Raw genomic sequence first — 20421 nt, 5'->3', positions numbered from 1 at the left:
TCGACGCGGCGCAGTAAGGCCGTTTATATCCGCCGATTTGGGATCGCGTATTCGAGAAGGGGCAGCCGACGTCCCGGTATAGCGTCCGAAGGTGCATCGCCGATCTTCACGGCACCGAGCCGCTCGTAGAAGGCTTCCGCGAACGGATCGGAGAGGATCAGCAAGGAGGCACCCCCTTGGCGCGCCGCAAGCGCAACCGCGGCCTCGAAAAGTGCCCGCCCGATTCCAATGCCGAATGCGGAAGGCAGGACGAACAGGCGTGCAAGATCGAATTTGCCGTCTTCGCTTACGCGCGCGACGGCCGCTACCCCGACCAACCGAGAATGCAGATCCTCGGCAACCAGGACGCACCCCTCGTCGATCATCGATGGCGTCACCGCCAGGGCAACCGCCGACAGCCTCATAAAATTGGCGTCATAACCCCAGTATGCCTTGGATTGGACGCAGAGTGCCGTCAAATCGTCCGCTTCATCCGCTCGGGCCGGTCTGATCCGTAACGGCTGCATTGCTTATGAGTACCCTGTGGCGACGGCCGATTTTATAACCGACACGCGGTTCAGCCTTTCGCAGCCGCTTTGCCGGTATAGAAATCGGGCCAATAGCGCGCGACAACTTCGCTGTCGCTTGCAAGCGCGTGGCAGGTATCGATCAGCTCGGGCTTCTTGTGGGGATCGAGCTGATTTTCCTCGCGCCGCTTTCTCTCGCGGATGGGGTAGATCGTCTGATAGGCCGCGGTCGCAAGCGGGGCCAGAAGCTCGACGAGATGGGTGCAGCCCTTCGTGCCGCCCACGAGCTCCCTGACCTTCCGTCGCCAGCCAGGACCGATACGCAGTCCCTTGAGTGCCGCGAAGTTCGGCGTCACTTCCGGGCAAACACGGAACGGATGGAAGTCGCTCGACGCTTCCGCCGCGTGAATCAAAAAGTCGTCATCGATCGTCAGGCGCAGCCACATCTCATGGACCGGGACACCGGGCGGCACGTCGCCGCGGTAGTCGCTTTTCCAGCTGTAGCTCTTGGTGTCGATGAGGTGACCCTCGATATCCCATCGGCCGTCGGATCGTCGGTATCCACGGCACAAGACCTGCCGAGTGTGGATAAGCTCGCGCTCGCTCGCCGGTGTGAGAGGCATGATGACCGCCCGTTCGTTGTGCAATGCAATATAAGGCAGGCTGGCGGACGGTCAAGCAGGGTGCAGGCAAACATTGCACGGGTCGAGTCGCAGCCTGCCTACTTCCCTTCCTCGAGCGGGGGCGGCGTGATGCGAATCGCCGTGATCTGGTTGCGTTGCCGGCGCAGCACCTCGAAGCGAAAACCGAAAAAGGTGAAAATCTGCCCCGGCTCCGGAATCATGCGGGCCTCATGCATGACGAGGCCGGCAACCGTCGTCGCCTCGTCATCCGGCAAACGCCAATCGAACTCGCGATTGAGATCGCGGATCGTCACACTGCCGTCGACCACGTAAGTGCCGCCGGGTTCAAGGCGCACACCGGGGACGGCAAGGTCAAGCTCGTCCGTGATGTCGCCGACGATTTCCTCGAGGACATCCTCGAGCGTCACGATGCCCATATAGGCGCCGTACTCGTCGACCACGAAGGCGAAATGCTCCCGGCGCTTGCGGAAGGCCTGGAGCTGGTCGAGGAGCGATGTGGTATCGGGGACGAACCACGGCTTGGCCATGACCAAATCGATCTTGAGCGGCCCGAGCGCGCCCTTGTGCGTGCGTAGCGCATGCAAAAGCGTCTTCACGTGCAGCACACCGACGATATTGTCGGCATCTCCGCGCCAGAGCGGCAGGCGCGAATATTGGCTCCCGACTACGACATCGAGGATTTGGTCGGCCGGCATATCGGCATCCACCGCGACGACGTTCTTACGGTGAACCATTACCTCGCCGACCGTGACTTCATCGAGGTCGAGCACACTTCGCAGCATGCGCCGCTCTTGCAAAGTTTCGGGCTCGGGCCCGCGGTGGAGATCGATTGCGCCGCGCAGCTCTTCCTCCCGGTGCAGGACGCTGATCCCGCCGCCGATCTTCACGCCCAGCAGTTTCAAGAGCGTGCGCACGACGACCTCGACCGCACTCGTGATGGGGGTGAGCAGCCAGACGATCGCGCGGACGATCGGCGCCGTCGCAAGGGCTACGCGGTCGGCATGATGAAGGGCATAGCTCTTCGGCAGCACCTCGCCGAAGAGAAGAATGAGCAACGTCATCACAACGGTTGCGTAGGCGACACCGGCGTTGCCGAACCAGGCGATCAGGATACTCGTTGCGAGGGACGAGGCGAGGATGTTCGCGAGACTGTTGCCGAAAAGAATGCCCCCGATCATGCGCTCGGTCGCCGCACGAAGCTGGTTGACCACCCGCGCGCGGGCATTGCCGCGGTTTTCGAGCGCGTGCATGCGTGGGCGAGATGCCCCCGTGATCGCCGTCTCGGAGGCCGAGAAGAAAGCCGATGCCACGAGGAGGACCACGATCAGTAGAATCGTGCCGACAAGCGAAAGGTCGATATCCATCGCCGGTTCGCCCAACTCTCGAAAATTCACGCCGCGACGGCGTCGTCGAGCAGCTCGCGCACGGCTTCGCGCGCCACGTCGTGTGCGACGAAGGCTCGACCGATGCCGCGGGCTAGCACGAAGGTGACCTTGCCATCGCGCACCTTCTTGTCGCGCGCCATGTGGTCGAGGAGTGCGCCGGCATCCCAGCGCCGGCCATCGCCGCGGGTAAGTTCGGTCGGCAGGCCGACCGCGGTCAAGTGGCGGCGTACGCGAGTCGCATCCTCGGGCGCGCAATGGCCGAGCCGGACGGAAAGATCGAATGCCATCACCATGCCGAGCGCCACGGCTTCGCCGTGAAGGAGCTCGGCGCCGAAGCCCGTCTCAGCCTCGAACGCGTGGGCGAAGGTGTGACCGAGATTGAGAAGTGCGCGCTGGCCTGCCTCGCGTTCGTCCTCCGCGACGATGGCGGCCTTGGCACGGCAGCTCTTTGCAACCGCATGCAAGCGCGCACTCGCGTCTCCCTCGATCAGGCTTTCGCCGTGCGCCTCCAACCAATCGAAGAATTCCGCATCGCCCAGCAGTCCGTATTTGACGATTTCGGCATAGCCCGCGAGGAACTCGCGGGGAGGCAGCGTGTCGAGGGTCGAAAGGTCGGCGATCACGAGGCGGGGTTGATGGAAACTTCCCACGAGGTTCTTGCCATGGCCCGTATTGATTCCGGTCTTCCCGCCTATCGAGCTATCGACTTGAGCAAGAAGCGTCGTGGGAATCTGCACGAAGTCGATTCCGCGCAGGACGATACTGGCGGCGAAGCCCGTCAAATCGCCGATCACCCCGCCGCCGAGGGCGATAAGCGCCGTTGATCGCTCGATCCGGCCGGCAAGAAGTCGATCGATCAGCGCTTCGAGGTGAGCGAAATCCTTCGTCGTTTCTCCGGAAGGAAGGACGACCTCGTCGTGGACAATTCTGGCGCGATCGAGAGCGGCCTTGAGCCGCGGCAGATGGACGGCGGTGTTGCGATCCGTGACCACAGCGACGCGCGGCCGGGCAAGTATCGGCGCCATCAGTTCACCCGCACGATCAAGCACGCCGCTGCCGAGAACGATCTCATAGCCTCGCGCACCGAGCGAGACGGATATGCTCTGATGGTCCTTCATGGCGTTGCTTGTTGTCGCCTCTCGCATTGTTCACTCGCGTTCGAGGCTAGGTAGGCGCGAAGTGCCGCTACGACTCGCTCCGCGGTCGCGTCGGGCGACGCATCCAGGCTGTCGACCGCGATGTCGGCCTCCGCGTATATGGGATAGCGCAGGGCGATGAGCCGCTCCAGGGTGGCCCGCTGGTCGCCGTGCTTGAGGAGCGGGCGGTTGTTGCGGCGCGAGACCCGGCGCAACAGAAGTTCGATATCCGCACGCAGCCATACGGATATCCCACGCTCGCGGATCTTCTCTCGCGTGCGGGGATCCATAAAAGCGCCACCGCCCGTCGCAAGCACGTGCACGGGGCAATCGAGCAGCCGGGCAATCACCCGTCGCTCCCCGTCCCGGAAGTGGCTTTCGCCATAGCGCGCAAAAATATCCTCGATGCTGCAGCCGGCCGCCATCTCGATCTCCTCGTCCGCGTCGACGAATTCGAGGCCGAATGTCTGGGCAAGGCGTTTTCCGATGCAGGTCTTCCCGGCCCCCATCAATCCGACCAGGACAAGCGTCCTTGGCGGGGAGGGCGGTAACTCGGGCCTTTCCAGGACCTCGCTCACGAGGCCCCTCCAGGGCGTCTCGGTCGAAAGCAAGCGCTCGCCAGGCCGGGCAAAAGTTCCATTGCCTGGTTTGCTTGGGACGAAAGGTGCCGTAAAATCGCCATAGTGGAACTCTAACACAAAGCCTCGCGGCGTGTCGCCAAAGCGGCTAATAGGGAGTTCGTCGGGCGCTAGGGGCCAGTGGGTGCCTGCGATCGTAGCTACCGGCGCATCCCCGCTGCAGGCCGATCACATAAAGAACGGACGCGCATGTTCAAGCTTTCCCGTATCATCGCCCTCGCCGTGCTGGTCATCGTGGCTGGCGGGGTCGCCTTCCTCGCCAGTTGGGATATTCCCGCCCCCACAGCAAAGGTCGAAAAGGTCATACCGAATGACCGCTTTCCCCGCTAGCGTTGCGGCGGGGCTGTTGCTCGCGTTCTGGGCGAGTGGCGCCGCCGCGGCCGATACCAACGTGGCGCAAGGTGCGCCGATCCAGCTTCTTCCGCTCAAGCCGTCGTCTCAGCTTCCCGAACAGGGCTTGGCGACGGAAGGGGCGGGCTCCCAGGCGCCATTATCCCCCCAAGTGCCCACCGCCACGCCGGCGGCCGCACCGATCGGAGTCGCATCGCCGAAAGGGATCGAAGTCGACAAGCTCGGCGGATTCGACAATGACGCGCTCGGCACGCTCGATCCGGGTCAAGGCGGACTCGGGCTCGATCTTTGGCGCGGCACGCCCCATAGTACGGTCACGACGCTGATTGCGGCGATGCCCTCGTCAATCCGCTCGCCCGTGCTGCGCGATCTCGCGCACCGGCTACTGCTCTCGAACGCCAATCGACCGGAAGGGGTTAAACGCGAGGGCGCAAGCGCCGGTGCAGCCGACGACTCGGGCGCCAGCCTCATTGCGCTTCGCGCCCAGAAGCTCGGGGAGATGGGCGACCTCGACGGGCTCAAGTCGTTGATGGCCGTGATCCCCGCGTCCTTCGACGACGAAACGCTCGCGCGCCTGCGCACCAACGCGAGCCTGATCGACGGCGCCCCAGCCGACGTCTGCCGCGACGCGGGCTCGCTCCTCAGGAAGTACCCCGGGGTATATTGGCAAAAGCTGCAGCTCTTTTGCGAAGCAAGCGAAAAAAAGACGCAGCAGGTCGATATCGGCGTGAGCCTTCTCCACGAGGAAGGTGAAGACAAAGACCCGTCCTACTTCATGCTTCTCAACGCCGTGATGGGCGAAAAGGGGGTGCGGCTGACCGCCTTGCCCAATGTCACGCCGCTGCATTTCGCGATGATGCGCGCGGCAAAGATACAGCTGCGGGAGGACGCCTTGCGCGTGGCCGAGCCTGCCGTCCTTCGCGCGATCGCCGAGAACCCGGATACACCTCCCGACCTTCGCTTGGCCGCAGCCGAGCGTGCCACGCTCGCCGGTGCTATGTCCGGCGACAGGCTCGCGCAAATCTACGACAAGGCGAATCTAACCGATGCCGACGGCGCGGGGGCGGCTGGTAAAGCGGACACGGATTACGGCCCAAAAACGCGCGTACGCCTCTATCGAGCCGCCAAAGACGCGCAAGTTCCGACTGCCAAGGCCGAAGCGATCGGTACCGCACTTTCGCTCGCCCGTTCGGCCGGGGTCTACCCGTTGGCGATTGCCGTGAACTTACCGCTGATCGAAGCGATGGCACCGGCGCCGGAACTCGCCTTTTTCGCACCGGAGGCCGCACGCGCACTCTTCTATGCCGGCCGTGTCAATGCCGCGCAAAATTGGGTTGCGATCGCACCCAAGGCGGTCGGGGCCGGTAGCACGCTGCTCGACGCTGCCGTCGAGCTTTGGCCCTATACGTGCCTTGCCATGGAAAGCTCAACGCCGTGGGATGAGAACCGCTTTAGCGCTTGGAGAGCCGCACAGGTTGCACGGAAAGACGCCCCCGCCAAACTCGCCGACGAGCGCGCTGCGCAGCTTCTGGGCCTCTTTGCCGCTTTGGGCAATCCGGTTCCCCGCACTTCTTGGCAATCCCTCCTGGGTTCGACCGAGGACGAGCCCGCGGCAATGCCGCCGATTGCCGTATGGCAGGCGCTCAAATTCGCCGCAGCAGATAGCCGGCGTGGCGAAACGGTGCTTCTCGTACTTATCGCGGCTGGCGCCGGTGGAGCCGGGAGCACCAATCCCGTAGCGCTCGATGCGAGCGTTGAGGCGCTGCGCAAGGTTGGATTGGCGCCCGAGGCGCGCCGTCTTGCGATAGAGGCCGCCGTTGCAGCGGGTGTATAGATGATGATTGGTTCGAATCGAAAGCCACCCTCTCGCCCGTCGATCTCGCACGCTCGATCGGATCTCAGCCAGCGATCGCGTGCCGGAGGGGCGGGAAAGGCGACGTTGGTCGAGCTCTGTCCGTTAGCGGCTTAGCTTTGTCAGAGGCGGAAAAGAGCGCATCGTCCAGGCATCGCGGCCGGCCGGCCAAGAAGCGTACGGCCTCCGGGTCGCCTCAAATCGAGGCGTTTCTCGAAATGCTGATCGCTGAGCGCGGTGCTTCCGCCAATACGGTCGACGCCTATCGCCGCGACCTCGCCGATTTCGAGAGCTTCCTTCGCAAACGCGGGCGCGCAATCGAGGAATCGGACACCTCATCGCTGCGCGACTACTTCGCAAGTCTCGGGCATGCAGGATTTCTTCCTCGCACGGCCGCACGTCGGCTGTCTGCACTGCGGCAATACCACCGCTTTCGTTACGCCGAAGGGCTGTGCGCCCATGATCCGACTGTGGCCCTCGACAGTCCGCGCCTAGGTCGGCCGCTGCCGAAGTTCTTGAGTGAGGGCGAGGTTGAAGCCTTGTTGGGCGGTGCGCGCCTCAGGCCGGGCCCAGAAGGCGTCCGGCTCGTCCTCCTCCTCGAACTCCTCTATGCAACCGGCATGCGTGTTTCCGAACTCGTCGGTCTTCCCCTTGCGGCCATTGCTCGAGACCGACGGCTTATCACTGTTCGTGGCAAAGGCAGCAAAGAGCGCTTGGTGCCGCTCTCCGAGCCGGCGCGCCAAGCGCTCGAAGCATGGCTTCCCGTTCGAGAGACAACGCTTGGGCGTGGCAAAACATCCCGTTGGCTCTTCCCCTCGTTTGGATCGGCCGGACATCTCACGCGGCACCGCTTCGGTCAGCTCTTAAAGGAACTCGCACTCAGCTCCGGGCTCGACCGCGCCAAAGTCTCACCGCACGTCCTGCGCCACGCATTCGCCACCCACCTCCTCGCCCATGGTGCGGATTTGCGCAGCGTGCAGCGGCTCCTCGGCCATGCCGATATCGCCACGACGCAAATCTATACGCATGTGCTCGAAGAACGGCTGAGAAGCCTCGTCCAACACCACCACCCGCTCGCCAAAAGCCGAAAGGACCGAGCCTGATTCGGGTAGCTACGAAGCCGGATATTCGCGTGAAGGCCGCTGCGGCACCGGTTATAATGTATGCCAGACGCCACAGCGTCCGCGGCTTGGCCGAGGGCGCTACGAGCAGTTAAGCCATCGGCCGCCAACGCCCTTCGTCTCGGCGCAAATCGGCGAAATGGAAAAGCCTCCCAAGGACCCCATTGGGCCCGAGGGGGAAACGTGCGAACGGCATTCGAAGGGGTTTGCCGTTGAGGACCCTGTGCGCTGCAACGACAGCGGGCCGAGAGGCTGGGCAGGGTGACGGAAGAAGGCTGTGTTTGACGTTCTAGGGAGAAACGAAATGACCTTTTTGTCGGTACTCGACAGAAAACACACCATTGCAGGGCCGGGCTTCAATCGGTGGTTGGTGCCGCCGGCAGCACTCTGCGTGCATCTTTGCATTGGTCAGGCCTACGCTTTCAGCGTGTTCAATCTGCCGCTGACCAAGCTGCTCGGCGTCAGCCAATCGGCGCCCGACGATTGGAACCTGCCGCAGCTCGGGTGGATTTTCAGTATCGCCATCTTCGTCCTCGGCGCCTCGGCGGCACTCCTCGGCCGGTGGGTTGAGGTTGGCGGCCCGCGGCGGGCGATGTTCACGGCCGCTCTTTGCTGGGGTGGGGGATTCATTCTCTCGGCGATCGGCGCTGAACTGCACAATATTTGGCTGATTTATTTCGGCTACGGCGTTTTGGGCGGGTTCGGGCTCGGCATCGGCTATATCTCTCCCGTTTCGACACTGATCAAGTGGTTCCCCGATCGTCCGGGCATGGCGACGGGCATGGCGATCATGGGATTTGGCGGTGGCGCCTTCATCGCATCTCCTCTTTCCGTGTGGCTCATGCAGCAATTCTCGACACCGACCGATGTCGGGGTCAGTACGACCTTCGTTGTCATGGGTATCGTCTATATGTGCTTCATGATGGTGGGTGCCGCGATTGTCCGCATTCCAGCCGCCGACTGGAAACCCGAGGGCTATGTGGCGCCGGCCGAGCCCAAGAAGCTCGTGACGACGCGAGACGTCTATGTCTACGACGCCCTCAAGACGCCCCAATTCTGGCTGATCTGGGGCGTATTGTGCCTCAACGTGACGGCGGGAATCGGCGTGCTCGGCCAGGCGTCGGCGATGATCCAGGAAGTGTTCCAGGGCCGCGTGGGTGTGGTTGCGGCGGCTGGGTTCGTCGGCTTGATGAGTCTTTTCAACATGGGTGGAAGATTCTTCTGGGCTTCGACATCGGACTACCTCGGCCGCAAGAACACCTACTTCGTGTTCTTTGCACTCGGCACGCTGCTTTATGCGCTCGTCCCCTCCACCGGCGCAATCGGCAGCGTAACGCTGTTCGTCGCATTCTACGCGGTGATCTTCAGCATGTATGGCGGCGGTTTTGCGACGGTGCCGGCCTACCTTCGTGACATGTTCGGAACGCGCTACGTGGGCGCAATCCACGGTCTCTTGCTCACGGCATGGTCGATGGCTGGCATCTTCGGTCCCGCGCTCGTCAACTATATCCGTGAATACAACGTCACCCATGTGGTGGCGAAGGCACAAGCCTATAACGTCACGATGTACGTGATGGCGTTTCTGCTGGTGATCGGCTTCTTCTGCAACCTCTTCGTCCAGGCGGTGCACGAACGGCACCACTTGAGCGAGGACGCCGACGCGGCAATGGCCGATTGAGGGAGGCTAATATGATTTCGTCGCAAAACACACGATCCGGAAACGTTGTGAAGCTTGTGCTCGCATGGGGCTTCGTCGGGATACCGCTCGTCTGGGGTGTGCTTCAGACGCTTGCGAACGCGCTCAAGCTCTTCCAGTAGGCTGCGCACCAAACATTTTCGATAATGCATGACACCCCATCGCCGCTCGATAGTGGCGATGGGGTGCCCCTTTTTTTCGAATTCGGCGAAACCTTAGTCCCGCAACATTGCGCGCTGATTGACTTTTGGCGGCTGCGACGGCATATCGTTTTTGCGCTGCAGAACGATCATCCGCCCTCGCCCATTGCGTTGGTGATCTTGCGACAAATCGTTGAAATGGATTGGAAAAGAGGTTGCGATGAGCTTCAAGATCGTCGAGCAAGCCAAGGCGCGGCTCAATCGCAGCGAGCTCGCGGTACCCGGCAGCAACACGAAGCTGTTCGAGAAGGCGGCAGCTTCAAAGGCCGATGTGGTTTTCCTCGATCTCGAGGACGCGGTCGCCCCCGACGAGAAGGCGCAAGCGCGTAAGAACGTCATCCAAGCGATCAACGACATCGATTGGGGCTCGAAAACACTTTCGCTTCGCATCAACGGCCTCGATACCCATTACATGTATCGCGACATCGTGGACGTGCTCGAGCAAGGGGGCGAACGGCTCGACATGATCATGATCCCCAAGGTGGGGACGCCGTCGGATGTCTACGCGGTCGACATGCTGGTGACCCAGATCGAGACTGCCATGCGACGCAAGAAACGCATCGGTTTCGAACTGATCATCGAGACCGCCCTTGGCATGCAGAATGTCGAGGCGATCTCCTCGGCAAGCTCACGGCTCGAGTCCCTGCATTTCGGGGTGGCCGACTATGCGGCGTCAACTCGCGCGCGGACCACCAATATCGGCGGACCAAACCCGGATTATGCGGTGCTGACTGACAAGGACACGAGTGGCGCGCGTCAGGTGCATTGGGGCGACATGTGGCACTATGCAATCGCCCGCATCGTCGTGGCCGCACGCGCCAACGGGTTGCGCCCGATCGACGGACCGTTCGGCGATTTCCAGGACCCCGACGGATTTCGCGCGCAGGCGCGCCGCTCGGCGGTACTCGGCTGCGAGGGAAAATGGGCAATTCACCCGAGCCAAATAGAGCTTGCGAACGAGGTGTTCAGCCCGAGCGAAGCCGACGTGAAGAAAGCCCAGCGCATTATCGACGCAATGGCCCAGGCCCAGAAGGAAGGTAAAGGGGCGGTCTCGCTTGACGGCAGGCTCATCGACATCGCATCCATCCGCCAAGCCCAGGTCCTGGTCGAGAAGGCAAAACAGATCGGCGGCAAATAGCCGAACGAGCCGTTGAAGGACGACGGGCTCATGCGGTGTATCCAAAATTCGCCACATTAGGGGGCGGGGCCGGGAGCGAATTTCGGATTCAAAGCACGGTAGTGCGTTGTGTCCGACAAACGACCCCGGCCTTCTCCGATCGTCATGCTCGCAATGAAGACATGGATGCCCGGGTCAAGCCCGGGCTTGACCCGGGCATCCACGCACTTCTGCCTAATCGCTGAAAGCCGTGGATGGCCGAGTCTCGGCCTTCGGCCGCCTCGTCGCCGGCGGCGCTTAAGATGACGGACGCGCGGCACCCGACCTGCGGCGCAGTGCTGCTGGTGTGATTCCGCGCCGCCGGCGGAAGCTGCGCGTCAGCGCACTCTGATCGGAGAAACCGACCGAGAGCGCGACCTCCGCAATCGACGAGTCTCCTTCACGCAGCAGACGAGACGCGTGATCGAGGCGCGCCTGTGCGAGGCGATTGGCCGGTGTGGTGCCCGTCTCGCGTCGGAACCGTGCGTGGAACGCGCTCATACCCATACCGGCGGCCCGCGCCAGGTCGCCGACGGTCAATGCTTCGGCATATCTCGTATCAATAGTCGCGAGGGCCCGCCCGATCGGGCCATCCCGGCGTTCGAGGGTCGAGGGCAGCCGGCCGATCGATTGGGCCAACAAGGCAGTGGCGTGATAGGTCGACTCGTCGTCGAGGGTGCCCGAAGACATCATCGAAGCAAGATAGCGCACGAATTGCTCGAGCGATTCGTCGATTGCGAAAAACGGCGACAGGGACGCGCGGGCCACGATCGCGTCCGGAAGAAAGTTGGTGCGCGGCACATCGAATATGACGAAGCGATTCTCGTCCAGCGCGCGGAAGGAATGTACGGTTCCGCCAACGATCACCATGCCGCAGCGACGCCCAACCGGGGCCGCGGCGTCGCCGATCTGCACATCCAATGTACCGCATACCGGCAGGACGATCTGATGAAACGCGTGGGTGTGGGTGCGCATGCCGCTGCCGTAGGATCGCAGCGAAAGTGCCGCAGCGTGGCTGTGCATGATCGCATTCTCCCCGTGGGACGCCGCAGTCGCCATCCTACAAATTTCGGAGGATCGGTCAACGCCGCCGCAGGGACGGTCAAGACAGCCCGATAAAAGCGTGCTACTGGCAGCTGTCGGCGTGTTGGTGGGTGCGGGATCGTCCGCGATGATGGAGGGGAGCGATGGCAAACGATCGCTGGGTCACGTTCGATTGTTTCGGAACGCTTGTCGATTGGCTGACGGGCCACCGTCGGGCCCTCGCGCCATTCGCGGGGTCGCGAACCGATGAACTAATTCGCGCCTATCACGCGTTCGAGCGGCCACTTGAAGCCGAACGACCCCACCGTCTCTACAAGGACGTCCTTATCGCTGCCTTGGAGCGGGGCGCTCAACAGATCGGCTTCCGCCTGCCGCAAGGACAATCGGATGTGCTCGTCCGGGAATGGGGCGGCATGCCGTTCTACGAGGATGTCGGGCCCGCGCTCAGAACGCTTCGTGACGCCGGCTGGAAACTTGCCATGCTGACGAATTGCGACAACGACCTCTTCGCGCGAACGCTCGAGCGATTTCCGCTGCGCCCCGATCTTGTCGTCACCGCCGAGACGGTGGGAAGCTACAAGCCCGCACTCGGACATTTTACCCACTTCGAGCAAGAGACCGGCATCGAACGAGGCAACTGGATTCATGCGGCGTGCAGCTGGTTCCACGACATCGAACCGGCCCGTCGTTGTGGCGTGAAGCGGGTCTGGGTCGATCGCGACAAGACCGGCGACGACCCAGCCGCGGCCACCCGCGTCATCCCGAACTTGGTCGATCTGCCGAGAACCGTCGGCGAAATCGCAGCACTCCCGCCACCGGCCCGTCCTCGAGCATGAATGCCGTCGATGGCTGAGATTTTCGATTTCCTTGTGATCGGCGGCGGCGCTGCCGGTGCTTCCGTCGCCTACGAACTCTCCTGCCTTGGCCGGGTCGCCCTTGTCGAGCGCGAGGCGCAGCCCGGATACCACAGCACCGGCCGGTCGGCTGCCGTCATCGCAGAGAACTACGGCCCGCCTGGCTGGCAGAAGCTCTCGACCGCCAGCCGCCCCTTCTTCGAGAACCCGCCCGACGGCTTCGCTGAATATGCGCTGTTGCGGCCCCTCGGCGCCCTTTTCCTCGCCACGTCCGATACGGAAGCCGATCTCAGGCGAAGTGAGACCGAACTTCGACGACGCGGCGTCAGTTGCGAGTTGATGCCCGCGACGGCGGCGTTAGAACTTTGCTCTGTCCTCAAAATCGGGGACTACACGTTCGCGCTCTTCGAGCCGGGTTGTGCCGATATCGATGCGAATGCGTTGCTCCAGGGATTTCTACGGCTTGCGAGGCGGAACGGTGCAAAGTTCCTTTTCAGCGCCGAAGCGATGGTCATTCGGCGGCAGGACCGGGTCTGGCAGGTCGAATGCGCCAAAACTGTCCTGACCGCACCGATCCTCGTGAACGCGGCCGGCGCTTGGGCCGACCGAGTGGCCGAACTTGCCGGCCTTCCACGTCGGGGCATTACGCCCTACCGGAGGACGGCCATCACGTTCGATGCACCGATCGGTTGCGATTTTGCGGCCTGGCCGATGACGTTCGACGTTGCTGAGACTTGGTACTTCAAGCCGGAGGGCGGACGCATCATGGTCTCGCCCGTCGATAAGACGCCGATCGAGCCTTGCGACTGTCAGCCCGACGAATTCGATGTCGCCACTGCAGCCGATCGCATCGAACGGGCGACCACGATGCGGGTTCGGCATATTCACAGTCGCTGGGCAGGTTTGCGGAGCTTCGCTCCCGACGAAGAGCCTGTCATTGGCCCAGACCCCGTCGAGCCGAGCTTCATCTGGTACGCGGGGCAGGGTGGTAATGGCGTGATGGCATCGCCTGGTGGGGCGCACCTCGCAGCCGCATTGGCGACGGGCGGCGACATTCCCGACGCCATGAAACGATTGGGCATAACTCTCGATCTCATCTCGCCAGCACGGCTGGCACCTCTCAGCGGCCGCGGCCGAGCCGAGAGTTGACCTGCCCGGCGGATAGCAAGCATCGCACACGGCTCGATCTTCCATGCCATGGCAAACGACGCGGGTTTGCCTTTAACGGATGACTGACTAGAACGTTACATGAATATACAAGGTAAATTACGAGAAAACATACCACCTTTTCTAGAATTCGAGACAATTCGTTCCCCTAACGCCTCTAATCCGGTTGGGCAATCCGGCACGGTTTTTCGCGTCGCCGCACCGGAGGAGCTGTGCTAGGTATCCGCCATGAATCACTACCTCGATTTCGAGAAACCTATCGCGGAACTCGAAGGCAAGATCGAGGAGCTGAGGCACCTCTCCAACAGCACCGACATCAATATCGCGGAGGAGGTGCAGCGGCTCCAGCTCAAGCTCGACAGGCTGTTGCGCCTGACCTATGGCAAGCTCACCGCTTGGCAGAAAGTGCAGGTGGCCCGGCACCCGGCGCGGCCGCATCTCTCTCATTACGTAAAGAGCCTGATCGAGGATTTCACGCCGCTGGCGGGGGATCGGAGTTTCGCGGAGGACCGTGCGATCGTCGGTGGACTGGGGCGCTTTCGCGGCCGCTCGGTTATGGTCATCGGGCACGAAAAAGGTGCGGACACCCAGACTCGCGTTCGCCACAATTTCGGCATGGCAAAGCCCGAAGGCTATCGCAAGGCGCAGCGCCTTATGCAACTTGCCGAGCGGTTTCATTTACCGCTGATCACGCTCGTGGATACCGCCGGCGCTTATCCGGGTGTCGGTGCCGAGGAGCGCGGCCAAGCCGAAGCGATCGCCAAAAGCATTGCGACCTGCCTCGAGGTCAAGATTCCGCTCGTGGCTGTGATCATCGGCGAAGGCGGCTCAGGTGGGGCCATGGCGCTCGCCGCGGCGAACGCGGTGCTCATGCTCGAACACGCGGTCTATTCGGTCATATCCCCCGAAGGCTGCGGCTCGATCCTCTGGCGCGACGGAAACCACGTACAAGAAGCGGCCGAGGCCTTGCGGCTTACCGCGCAAGACCTCCTCAAGCTCGGTGTCGTCGATCAAATCGTCCCCGAACCTCTCGGTGGTGCGCATCGTGAGACCGAAATGGCCGTTGCTGCAGTCGGCAGCGCCATCGAAGAAGCGCTTCGTCCACTCGAAAAGCTGGACGGGAACCAGCTCAAGGCCCGCCGGCGCGCCAAGTTTCTCGATATGGGTCAGAAAGGACTAGCCTAGCAGGCTCGCCTGGTGCCGTGGATTTGAAGTTCCTGTCATTTTGGTGGCATCTGCCTTAAGAAACTTCAAATCCGAATACCGCACTCGATACAACATATTACCAGTGTGGCTTTAAATCCGAAATTCGCTCCCTGTCCCGCCCCCTAATGCGGCGAATTTCGGATCCGCCACACTAGGCCTTCCCGTGGCAATGCTTATGCTTCTTGCCCGAGCCGCAGGGACAAGGCGCATTTCGTGGGACCTTGCCCCAGGTACTCGTGTCGTTTGGATTGATCCAGCGCCCGCCCGGCGCAAACCACACCATGCCGGGCACGGGTGGCGGATCGTTCGGACCCGTGGCCGGACCGCGCAATACAGGACCGGGCATCAGGCCGGCGTCGCCGTCACCTGCTGGTGCTGGTTCGCCGAACATGGACATCTCGTCATGCTGTTCGTGCATATCGCGCGGTTGCGGTGTGCGCGGCATCAAGGCTTCGGGCGTTTGGACGCGCAGCTCGAGATGGCAGAGAACGCCCGTCACCGTCTCGCGCAAGCGATGCAGCATATCCCCGAATGCAGAAAAGGCCTCGCGCTTATATTCGATCAGAGGATCGCGCTGGCCATAAGCGCGCAGCCCGATCGCTTGCCGCAAGTGGTCGAGCGCCAAGAGATGCTCCTTCCACACCTGGTCGAATAGCTGAAGAAGGATACTTTTCTCGGCCATGCGCATGATCTCTGGCCCATATTTGCCGACCTTCTCAGCCATCTTGGACGCTGCGGCCTTCTCGATACGCTCGGTGATCGTCGACTCCCCAATACCTTCTTCCTTCGCCCACTCCACGATCGGCAGGTCAAGGTCGAAAATGCGCATGCAGTCGTCATGCACGGCCGCCGTGTTCCATTGCTCGGGATAGGAATGCTCTGGAATGGATTTGGTGACGATGTCGTGCACCACGTCCTGGCGCATTTCCTCGACCGTCGCCGCGACTTCGTCCTGGTGCATCAATTCGCGCCGTTGTTCATAGATCGCCTTGCGCTGGTCGTTCATCACGTCGTCGAACTTCAGCAGGTTCTTACGGATATCGAAGTTGCGCGCCTCGACCTTCTGCTGCGCCTTTTCGAGGGCCTTGTTGATCCATGGATGAGTGATCGCTTCGCCTTCCTTCAGGCCAAGTTTCTGGAGCATGCCGTCCATGCGTTCGGAGCCGAAAATGCGCATCAGGTCGTCCTCGAGCGAAAGGAAGAACTTCGATGCACCCGGGTCGCCCTGGCGGCCCGACCGGCCGCGCAACTGGTTATCGATACGCCTACTCTCGTGACGCTCCGTGCCGACCACCAGAAGGCCGCCCGCCCCGACGACCACCTCTCGGAACTTGGCGACCTCAGCACGAATATCGGCTTCTTTCGATTGCCGCGCTTGCGGCTCCTCGATATTGGCGAGCTCCTGCTTCACGCGCATCTCGACGTTGCCGCCCAGCTGGATGTCGGTCCCGCGGCCCGCCATGTTAGTCGCGATCGTAACTGCACCCGGCCGGCCTGCTTGCGCGATGATGAACGCCTCTTGCTCGTGGTAGCGCGCATTGAGCACCTGATGCGGTATCTTGCGCTTCTTGAGGAGTTCGGAAAGCAGCTCGGACTTCTCTATGGAGACGGTGCCGACCAGAACGGGCTGCTCCTTCGCCCGCGCCTCCTCGATGAAAGCGACGATGGAGTCGTTCTTTTCGCGCGCGGTGCGATAAACCTCGTCATCCCAGTCCTTGCGGACGACCGGAACGTTGGTCGGAACTTCGATCACCTCGAGCTTGTAAATGTCGCCAAGCTCTTCGGCTTCCGTCATAGCGGTACCCGTCATGCCGGCAAGCTTGGGGTACATACGGAAATAATTTTGAAACGTGATCGACGCGAGGGTCTGGTTTTCGGTCTGGACCTCGACAGCCTCCTTCGCCTCGAGCGCCTGGTGCAGGCCCTCCGAATAGCGCCGACCCTCCATCATCCGCCCAGTGAATTCGTCGATGATGACGACCTTGCCGCCCTTGACAATGTAGTCGGTGTCGCGCTGGAAGAGCTTGTGGGCACGGAGGGCCTGGCCAACATGGTGAAGAATTGCAATGTTCACGACGTCATAGAGGCCGCCTGACTTGAGCAGGCCCTGGGCGCGCGTCAGCTCCTCGATATGGTTGACACCCTGCTCGGTCAGGGTGACCTGGCGCGCCTTTTCGTCCTTTTCGTAGTCGTCGGGCTGGAGTTCCGGGATCAGGGCATTGACCTTGATGTACAGCTCGGAACTGTCTTCCGCCGGCCCGGAGATGATGAGCGGCGTGCGCGCTTCGTCGATCAGGATGCTGTCGACCTCGTCGACGATCGCGAAGCTGAATGGGCGCTGCACCATGTCTTCGAGCCGGTACTTCATATTGTCGCGCAGATAGTCGAAGCCAAACTCGTTGTTGGTGCCATAGGTGATGTCGGCGCCATAGGAAAGTCGGCGGTCCTCGTCGGACAGCCCGTGCACGATGACGCCGACCGATAGGCCGAGGAAGCGATAAATTTGTCCCATCCATTCGGCGTCGCGCCGGGCCAAATAATCGTTAACCGTGACGATGTGAACGCCCTCGCCGGCGAGCGCGTTCAGGTAGGCCGCAAGTGTAGCGACGAGCGTCTTGCCTTCGCCCGTCTTCATCTCCGCGATCATGCCCTTGTGGAGCACCATGCCGCCTAGGAGCTGCACGTCGAAATGGCGCTGGCCCAAAGTTCGCTTGGCGGCCTCGCGCACCGTCGCGAAGGCCTCATGCAGCACATCGTCGAGCTGCTCGCCGTCGGCGAGACGGCCTCTCAGAAGATCCGTGCGCGCCTTTAGTTCGGCATCCGGAAGTTTCTCGAGCTCGGCTTCGAGCGCATTGATCCTGTCGACATGAGGCTGAAGGCTCCTCAGAAAACGATCGTTGGCGGTGCCGAGCAGCCGCCGGGCGATGGCGCCGAACATGGGACGGACCTCGAAGACGCATAAAATACGGGGCACCTTGCGGCGCACACCCGCTGCAGAGATAGGAGGGTCAAGGGGTAGTGTCAATGAGAACGACGGCCGCCCAGCGACAAGGTTGCCCCCTTGCCGCCGCCACGTCGAGGCCAACAACCTTCTCTTGTTCGCGGAAGGGCTTTGTGCATTTATCGGCGCGAGCATTCTAAAGCCCAAGGGCGCCAACATGGATGGCAAGGTGCCCGAGCGTGCGCCCGCATTAAAGCCGTCCCTGATAGAGGCCCGTCATGATTTCGCCCTTCGCCCGCGCCCTAGCGGCGGCCGCGGCACTTGCATTTTTCATGGGTTCGGCACTTGCGCAAAGCGCCCCCGCTCCGCAAGGATCGGCAACGGGCACACCTGCAAAGCCTGCCGACAAGGCGGGGGATCCGGTCGTCGCCATCGTGAACGGCGTGGATATTCACCGTTCCGACGTCGAGGCGGCCAGGGAGGACCTGCCGGCCCAATACCAGTCTTTCCCGTTGGAGATCGTCTTCGGCGCCCTCGTCGAGCGCTTGATCGACGGCAAGTTGCTCACCTCGGCGGGCCGTAAGGATGGCCTTGCCAACGACCCCGAAGTCAAGGAGCGCCTAGCACGGCTCGAGGACCAGGTGATCCAGAACGTCTACCTGACGCGCGCGGTCAAGGCCAAGCTGACCGACGATGTGCTGAAAAAGCGCTATCAGGAATACCTTAAAAACAATCCGCCCGAGCAGGAGATCCATGTCCGTCAAATTCTTGTCAAAACGGAAGACGAGGCGAAGGCGGCGATCGCGGAGCTCAAGTCGGGCGCGAAGTTCGCGGACGTCGCGAAGAAATATTCGACCGGGACTTCGGCAGAAGCGAACGACGATCTGGGCTTCATCAAGCGTGGCGACGTCGTACCGGAATTCGCGGATGCGGCCTTTGCGCTCAAGCCGGGCGACTACACCCAAACGCCGGTGAAAACGCAATTTGGCTACCACGTCATCCTGGTCGAGGAGTCGCGCACGTCGACCCCGCCGACCTTCGAGGAGGCGAAGGACGACCTCGAACGCGAGGCGAGCCGGGATGTCATCGCCCAGGTGGTCAGTGATCTGCGAGAGAAAGCGAAGATCGTCCGCTTCAATCCCGATGGCTCTCCGAAGACCGAGGAGAATAAGCCGGCGGACAGCGGGATTTCACCGGACTAGTTTCAATCGCTCGAGTTGAACGCGTCCGATCGTCACGCGCCGCAGCAAAGAACCTAAGAACCTGCAAATCGAATATAGGCGACATCATGCCCGAACGCTCCCCGCTTGCGCCGCAACGCTTTCCGGATTTGCCGCCTTTGGCAGGCGTCAGGGTTGGTGCAAGTGCCGCCGGGGTCCGCTACGCCGGCCGCAAGGATCTCTTTCTGGCAGAACTGGACCCTGGGGCCACGGTCGCCGGCGTCTTCACACGCTCGCTCACCGCATCGGCCCCCGTCCTCTGGTGTCGCAAGGCGCTCAAAGGCGGGCGCTGTCGGGCGATTCTCGCGAACTCGGGCAATGCCAACGCCTTCACCGGTGCCGAGGGCATGCGCGCACTCGAAACGAGTGTAGGCGCACTCGCCGCGCGCATCGGCTGTGTCGCCGAGGAAATCATGGTCGCTTCGACCGGCGTGATCGGTGAGTTCCTGCCGGAGCGGAAGATCGTCGACGCGCTTGACGCAACGCGCGCCGCTCTCGACGCGCGGAATTGGCCCGACGCGGCCGCCGCGATCATGACCACCGACACGTTTCCAAAGGGATCGACCCGCACAACACAGGTCGCGGGCAATCCGGTCACGATAAACGGTATTGCCAAAGGCTCGGGCATGATAGCGCCTGACATGGCGACGATGCTCGCATTTGTCTTCACCGATGCGGCGATCCCTGCGTCGATCCTGCAAGACCTCGTTTCGGGTGCCAACGAACGCTCGTTCAATTGCATCACGGTCGACAGCGATACCTCGACGAGCGACACGCTGCTCGTCTGCGCAAGCGGGCGCGTCGTCCACCCCGTGCCGAAATCGGCGCGCGATCCGGTCCTTCGTCCATTCAAGCGCGCTCTCGAAGAGGTCCTCGTCGATTTGGCGCAACAGGTCGTCCGCGACGGCGAAGGTGCAAGGAAATTCATTACGGTCAGCGTGAGCGGTGCTGCCTCCGCACGCGCCGCCAAGCGCATTGCGCTTTCGATTGCCAACTCCCCGCTGGTGAAAACCGCGATCGCAGGGGGAGACGCCAATTGGGGTCGTGTAGTCATGGCGGTCGGCAAGGCGGGCGAGAAGGCCGAGCGCGACAAGCTCGCCATCTCGATGGGTGGGGTGCGGATCGCCGAGAACGGCGTACCGATTGCGGATTATGACGAAACACCCGTGGTCCAGCACATGAGGGGCGACAATATCCTGATCGAGGTCGACGTGGGCGTGGGGCGCGGCAAGGCCACGGTTTGGACATGCGACCTAACAGAGGGCTATATCCGCATAAATGGAAGCTACCGAAGCTAGCCAATT

18 protein-coding genes are annotated in these 20421 nt (G+C 62.2%); 11 read left to right on the top strand and 7 right to left on the bottom strand.

Translation table 11 applies throughout. The features are described from left to right. Positions 1-23 precede the first annotated feature (23 nt). The 5 genes from VEJ16_09565 to VEJ16_09545 all read right to left on the bottom strand — a co-directional run bounded on the left by VEJ16_09565 (position 24) and on the right by VEJ16_09545 (position 4180). A complete protein-coding gene (locus VEJ16_09565) occupies positions 24-506 on the bottom strand; it encodes a GNAT family N-acetyltransferase (GenBank protein ID HYB09907.1) in 483 nt (160 codons plus the stop codon). Between the two features lie 50 nt (positions 507-556). Further along, a complete protein-coding gene (locus VEJ16_09560) occupies positions 557-1129 on the bottom strand; it encodes a DUF2889 domain-containing protein (protein ID HYB09906.1) in 573 nt (190 codons plus the stop codon). 98 nt (positions 1130-1227) lie between these two features. Continuing rightward, positions 1228-2514: an HlyC/CorC family transporter gene (locus tag VEJ16_09555; GenBank protein HYB09905.1), complete on the bottom strand. Its 1287-nt coding sequence runs from the start codon at positions 2512-2514 to the stop codon at positions 1228-1230. A 26-nt stretch (positions 2515-2540) separates the two neighbouring features. Continuing rightward, positions 2541-3680 (bottom strand): 3-dehydroquinate synthase, encoded by a 1140-nt coding sequence (aroB, locus tag VEJ16_09550; GenBank protein HYB09904.1) that lies wholly within the window; start codon positions 3678-3680, stop codon positions 2541-2543. Next, complete coding sequence (locus tag VEJ16_09545) at positions 3650-4180, bottom strand: shikimate kinase (GenBank protein ID HYB09903.1); 531 nt, start codon at positions 4178-4180, stop codon at positions 3650-3652. The genes aroB and VEJ16_09545 overlap by 31 nt, the downstream gene beginning before the upstream one ends. A 318-nt stretch (positions 4181-4498) precedes the next feature. On the opposite strand from VEJ16_09545, the gene VEJ16_09540 reads away from it, so the two are divergent. The 6 genes from VEJ16_09540 to VEJ16_09515 all read left to right on the top strand — a co-directional run bounded on the left by VEJ16_09540 (position 4499) and on the right by VEJ16_09515 (position 10667). Next, entirely contained in the window at positions 4499-4639 is a 141-nt protein-coding gene (locus VEJ16_09540; protein HYB09902.1) for a hypothetical protein, read from the top strand. Continuing rightward, on the top strand, positions 4620-6494 hold the full coding sequence (locus VEJ16_09535) for a hypothetical protein (protein HYB09901.1): 1875 nt from the start codon (positions 4620-4622) through the stop codon (positions 6492-6494). The genes VEJ16_09540 and VEJ16_09535 overlap by 20 nt, the downstream gene beginning before the upstream one ends. A gap of 218 nt (positions 6495-6712) precedes the next feature. Beyond that, on the top strand, positions 6713-7615 hold the full coding sequence (locus tag VEJ16_09530; protein HYB09900.1) for a site-specific tyrosine recombinase XerD: 903 nt from the start codon (positions 6713-6715) through the stop codon (positions 7613-7615). A 322-nt stretch (positions 7616-7937) separates the two neighbouring features. Next, positions 7938-9311, top strand: a complete 1374-nt coding sequence (locus VEJ16_09525; GenBank protein HYB09899.1) for an OFA family MFS transporter — start codon at positions 7938-7940, stop codon at positions 9309-9311. 11 nt (positions 9312-9322) lie between these two features. Then, positions 9323-9451, top strand: coding sequence for a hypothetical protein (locus VEJ16_09520; GenBank protein ID HYB09898.1), 129 nt, complete (start codon positions 9323-9325; stop codon positions 9449-9451). A gap of 238 nt (positions 9452-9689) precedes the next feature. Further along, positions 9690-10667: a CoA ester lyase gene (locus tag VEJ16_09515; GenBank protein ID HYB09897.1), complete on the top strand. Its 978-nt coding sequence runs from the start codon at positions 9690-9692 to the stop codon at positions 10665-10667. A 276-nt stretch (positions 10668-10943) separates the two neighbouring features. Here the strand turns inward: VEJ16_09515 and VEJ16_09510 are convergent, their stop codons facing one another. Further along, on the bottom strand, positions 10944-11708 hold the full coding sequence (locus VEJ16_09510) for an AraC family transcriptional regulator (GenBank protein HYB09896.1): 765 nt from the start codon (positions 11706-11708) through the stop codon (positions 10944-10946). A gap of 164 nt (positions 11709-11872) precedes the next feature. Here VEJ16_09510 and VEJ16_09505 point away from each other — a divergent pair, with 164 nt between their 5' ends. The 3 genes from VEJ16_09505 to VEJ16_09495 all read left to right on the top strand — a co-directional run bounded on the left by VEJ16_09505 (position 11873) and on the right by VEJ16_09495 (position 14935). Beyond that, positions 11873-12565, top strand: a complete 693-nt coding sequence (locus tag VEJ16_09505; protein ID HYB09895.1) for an HAD family hydrolase — start codon at positions 11873-11875, stop codon at positions 12563-12565. Positions 12566-12574: 9 nt separating this feature from the next. Continuing rightward, the gene (locus tag VEJ16_09500; GenBank protein HYB09894.1) at positions 12575-13732 is read left to right on the top strand and encodes an FAD-dependent oxidoreductase; all 1158 of its coding nucleotides are present in this window, start codon (positions 12575-12577) and stop codon (positions 13730-13732) included. 246 nt (positions 13733-13978) lie between these two features. Continuing rightward, positions 13979-14935, top strand: coding sequence for an acetyl-CoA carboxylase carboxyltransferase subunit alpha (locus tag VEJ16_09495; protein ID HYB09893.1), 957 nt, complete (start codon positions 13979-13981; stop codon positions 14933-14935). Between the two features lie 172 nt (positions 14936-15107). On the opposite strand, the gene secA is transcribed toward VEJ16_09495, so the two are convergent. After that, complete coding sequence (gene secA / locus VEJ16_09490; protein HYB09892.1) at positions 15108-17894, bottom strand: preprotein translocase subunit SecA; 2787 nt, start codon at positions 17892-17894, stop codon at positions 15108-15110. A gap of 281 nt (positions 17895-18175) precedes the next feature. Here secA and VEJ16_09485 point away from each other — a divergent pair, with 281 nt between their 5' ends. Both VEJ16_09485 and argJ read left to right on the top strand, forming a co-directional pair. Continuing rightward, complete coding sequence (locus VEJ16_09485) at positions 18176-19099, top strand: peptidylprolyl isomerase (GenBank protein ID HYB09891.1); 924 nt, start codon at positions 18176-18178, stop codon at positions 19097-19099. 86 nt (positions 19100-19185) lie between these two features. After that, positions 19186-20415, top strand: coding sequence for a bifunctional glutamate N-acetyltransferase/amino-acid acetyltransferase ArgJ (gene argJ, locus VEJ16_09480; GenBank protein HYB09890.1), 1230 nt, complete (start codon positions 19186-19188; stop codon positions 20413-20415). Positions 20416-20421: the final 6 nt, after the last annotated feature.

It is taken from the genome of Alphaproteobacteria bacterium (genome assembly GCA_035625915.1).
In the GTDB taxonomy this organism is placed as follows: domain Bacteria; phylum Pseudomonadota; class Alphaproteobacteria; order JACZXZ01; family JACZXZ01; genus DATDHA01.
The sequence above is the reverse complement of the archived record's forward strand: the minus strand, read 5'-3'. Positions and strand labels throughout refer to the sequence as shown.

What these genes read in the sequence shown, in the direction of transcription:
- VEJ16_09565 (HYB09907.1), bottom strand. Translation starts at nt 506, where the DNA reads ATGCAGCCGTTACGGATCAGACCGGCCCGAGCGGATGAAGCGGACGAT.
- VEJ16_09560 (HYB09906.1), bottom strand. Translation starts at nt 1,129, where the DNA reads ATGCCTCTCACACCGGCGAGCGAGCGCGAGCTTATCCACACTCGGCAG.
- VEJ16_09555 (HYB09905.1), bottom strand. Translation starts at nt 2,514, where the DNA reads ATGGATATCGACCTTTCGCTTGTCGGCACGATTCTACTGATCGTGGTC.
- aroB (HYB09904.1), bottom strand. Translation starts at nt 3,680, where the DNA reads ATGCGAGAGGCGACAACAAGCAACGCCATGAAGGACCATCAGAGCATA.
- VEJ16_09545 (HYB09903.1), bottom strand. Translation starts at nt 4,180, where the DNA reads ATGGGGGCCGGGAAGACCTGCATCGGAAAACGCCTTGCCCAGACATTC.
- VEJ16_09540 (HYB09902.1), top strand. Translation starts at nt 4,499, where the DNA reads ATGTTCAAGCTTTCCCGTATCATCGCCCTCGCCGTGCTGGTCATCGTG.
- VEJ16_09535 (HYB09901.1), top strand. Translation starts at nt 4,620, where the DNA reads ATGACCGCTTTCCCCGCTAGCGTTGCGGCGGGGCTGTTGCTCGCGTTC.
- VEJ16_09525 (HYB09899.1), top strand. Translation starts at nt 7,938, where the DNA reads ATGACCTTTTTGTCGGTACTCGACAGAAAACACACCATTGCAGGGCCG.
- VEJ16_09520 (HYB09898.1), top strand. Translation starts at nt 9,323, where the DNA reads ATGATTTCGTCGCAAAACACACGATCCGGAAACGTTGTGAAGCTTGTG.
- VEJ16_09515 (HYB09897.1), top strand. Translation starts at nt 9,690, where the DNA reads ATGAGCTTCAAGATCGTCGAGCAAGCCAAGGCGCGGCTCAATCGCAGC.
- VEJ16_09510 (HYB09896.1), bottom strand. Translation starts at nt 11,708, where the DNA reads ATGCACAGCCACGCTGCGGCACTTTCGCTGCGATCCTACGGCAGCGGC.
- VEJ16_09505 (HYB09895.1), top strand. Translation starts at nt 11,873, where the DNA reads ATGGCAAACGATCGCTGGGTCACGTTCGATTGTTTCGGAACGCTTGTC.
- VEJ16_09500 (HYB09894.1), top strand. Translation starts at nt 12,575, where the DNA reads ATGGCTGAGATTTTCGATTTCCTTGTGATCGGCGGCGGCGCTGCCGGT.
- VEJ16_09495 (HYB09893.1), top strand. Translation starts at nt 13,979, where the DNA reads ATGAATCACTACCTCGATTTCGAGAAACCTATCGCGGAACTCGAAGGC.
- secA (HYB09892.1), bottom strand. Translation starts at nt 17,894, where the DNA reads ATGTTCGGCGCCATCGCCCGGCGGCTGCTCGGCACCGCCAACGATCGT.
- VEJ16_09485 (HYB09891.1), top strand. Translation starts at nt 18,176, where the DNA reads ATGATTTCGCCCTTCGCCCGCGCCCTAGCGGCGGCCGCGGCACTTGCA.
- argJ (HYB09890.1), top strand. Translation starts at nt 19,186, where the DNA reads ATGCCCGAACGCTCCCCGCTTGCGCCGCAACGCTTTCCGGATTTGCCG.